This is a genomic window from Vibrio sp. V10_P2A27P122, from assembly GCF_963874335.1.
Classification (GTDB): domain Bacteria; phylum Pseudomonadota; class Gammaproteobacteria; order Enterobacterales; family Vibrionaceae; genus Vibrio; species Vibrio anguillarum.
Genome location: NZ_CAWNHY010000207.1, coordinates 1 through 2,378 on the forward strand (window position 1 = coordinate 1; position 2,378 = coordinate 2,378).

At 41.9% G+C, this 2,378-nt stretch carries 3 protein-coding genes; 2 read left to right on the forward strand and 1 reads right to left on the reverse strand.

The window, feature by feature from the left end; all coding sequences use genetic code 11:
* On the reverse strand, positions 1 to 510 hold a 510-nt coding region (gene mnmA, locus AACQ17_RS08780), incomplete at its 3' end, for a tRNA 2-thiouridine(34) synthase MnmA (RefSeq protein WP_094167640.1).
* A gap of 199 nt (positions 511 to 709) precedes the next feature.
* On the opposite strand from mnmA, the gene AACQ17_RS08785 reads away from it, so the two are divergent.
* Positions 710 to 979, forward strand: coding sequence for a hypothetical protein (locus AACQ17_RS08785; RefSeq protein ID WP_013857103.1), 270 nt, complete (start codon positions 710 to 712; stop codon positions 977 to 979).
* Positions 980 to 1,081: 102 nt separating this feature from the next.
* Positions 1,082 to 2,378: inosine/guanosine kinase (locus AACQ17_RS08790; RefSeq protein WP_094167641.1), on the forward strand; the 1,297-nt coding region annotated here is incomplete at its 3' end.

A 2,378-nucleotide genomic window follows, 5' to 3' on the forward strand; every position in this document is an offset into this window, starting at 1 on the left:
CACTTGTTCATGGCTTAATGTATAGAGGAAGTAGCTTTGGTCTTTGTTGTTGTCCAAGCCGCGCAGCATTTGTGGTTTGTCATCACCTTCAGGGAAGGTGCGTCGAACATAATGGCCCATGGCGATATAATCTGCATCTAGCACTTCATCTGCAAACTCTAAAAAGGCTTTAAACTTGATTTCTTTGTTACAAAGAATGTCTGGGTTGGGAGTTCGCCCTGCTTTATATTCCTCAAGGAAATATTCAAATACGTTGTCCCAATATTCGGCGGCAAAATTAATGGTATGAAGAGGGATGTCTAACTTATCGCACACGGCTTGTGCATCGGCTAAATCTTCCGCCGCTGTACAATATTCCTCGTTATCATCTTCTTCCCAGTTCTTCATGAACAGGCCTTCGACTTGATAACCTTGCTCTTTGAGAAGATACGCCGAAACGGAGGAGTCAACACCACCGGACATGCCGACGATGACTTTCTTTTGGCTGTTTGCGCTGCGGTTGTCTGACATTACTTAATACCACTCAATTGACTTGGTCGCAGATTCTAGCAGAAAGATTTTCGTCGCGACAGATCCGAGACAGCAATCACACTTCTATCTGGTTTAATTGGCGTCGTATCTGTCAATGTCAGCAGAAATTAGTTTTAGAATTCTACAATGGCTTATGGCATAGTGCGTGCCATTTTAAAGCGTAATAAAAGGCCACAAAATGCAAGATGACAATCAGATTATGGATGACGCGTTCCTCATCGAAACAGTAGAGAATCAACTCGCGGACGGAAATCCGTTAAAGGTCAAAGAAACCTTGATGCGCTTGATGATGACAGGTCACTCAAGGGAGGATGCCGTTGCCTCTATTGCTTGTGCGCTTGCAATTGAGATTTTTGATGTGATGAAAAACGAAGGGCAATTTGACCTAAAACGCTATTCAGAGCATTTAGATAGGTTACCTGATCTCAGCTTTATGGAAGGTGAATAAAAATAATCAAGAGCAAACGTTTGCTATAATTGCCTTAGTTGCCGCGCTAATGGGTGCGCGGTAGAATCGCGCATCTTTTTCTCCTCTACTCAGACTGACGTTATGAAATTTCCTGGCCAACGCAAATCAAAGCATTACTTTCCTGTTCATGCACGTGACCCACTTGTTATCCAAGCACAAGAAAATAAAAAAATGTCACGTACACATATTATTGGTATTGACCAGACCTTGGTGGATATAGAAGCGAAAGTAAATACTGACCTCATCGAAAAATATGAGCTTAGTAAAGGCCATTCGTTAGTGATTGACGATCAGAAGGCCGAAGCGTTGTACACTGAGCTCAAACAAAATGGTCTGATTACTAACGAATATGCTGGGGGAACGATTGGCAACACATTACACAATTATTCGGTGCTGGCAGATGATCGCTCAACGTTGTTAGGTGTGATGAGTCAAGATATCAAAATTGGTAGCTACGGTTATCGTTATTTATGTAATACATCAAGTCGGATGGATCTGAATTATTTACAAGCGGTCGATGGAGCGATTGGGCGCTGCTTTGCCTTGATCACAGAGGATGGAGAAAGAACCTTTGCTATTAGTGAAGGGCAAATGAACCAACTTCGCGCAGAAAGTGTTCCAGAAAAAATATTTAAAAGTGCTTCAGCCTTAGTACTAACTGCTTATTTAATTCGCTGCAAAACTGGTGATCCAATGCCAGAGGCAACAATGAGAGCGATTGAATATGCTAAGAAATATGATGTACCTGTTGTTTTAACCTTAGGTACTAAATTTGTTATTCAAGATGACCCTCAATTTTGGCAAAATTTTTTGCGTGATCATGTCACTGTTGTTGCCATGAATGAAGATGAAGCCGAAGCATTAACCGGGGAAAGTGATCCCCTTGCAGCGTCAAATAAAGCCTTAAATTGGGTTGATCTTGTATTATGCACCGCAGGCCCAGTCGGTTTATTTATGGCAGGATATACTGAAGATGCGGCGAAACGTGAAACATCGTTGCCACTATTACCTGGTTCTATTGCTGAATTCAATCGTTATGAATTTAGTCGCCCAGCATCAAAAATAAGTTGTGAAAATCCGATACGTGTTTATTCTCATATTTCACCGTATATGGGTGGGCCTGAGAAAATTAAAAATACTAATGGTGCGGGAGATGCGGCGTTGTCTGCATTGCTTCATGATATGGCAGCCAATAAATATCATAAAGAGAACGTCCCTAATTCGAGCAAGCATCAGAATAACTTTTTAACCTATTCATCCTTCTCGCAAGTTTGCAAATATTCCAACCGTGCCAGTTATGAGGTGCTAGCCCAGCATTCACCTCGTCTGTCACGTGGTTTACCTGAACGTGAAGACAGCTTAGAAGAAGCGTATTGGG

Coding starts and splice junctions, on each gene's coding strand:
- AACQ17_RS08785 (WP_013857103.1), top strand. CDS start 710: ATGCAAGATGACAATCAGATTATGGATGACGCGTTCCTCATCGAAACA.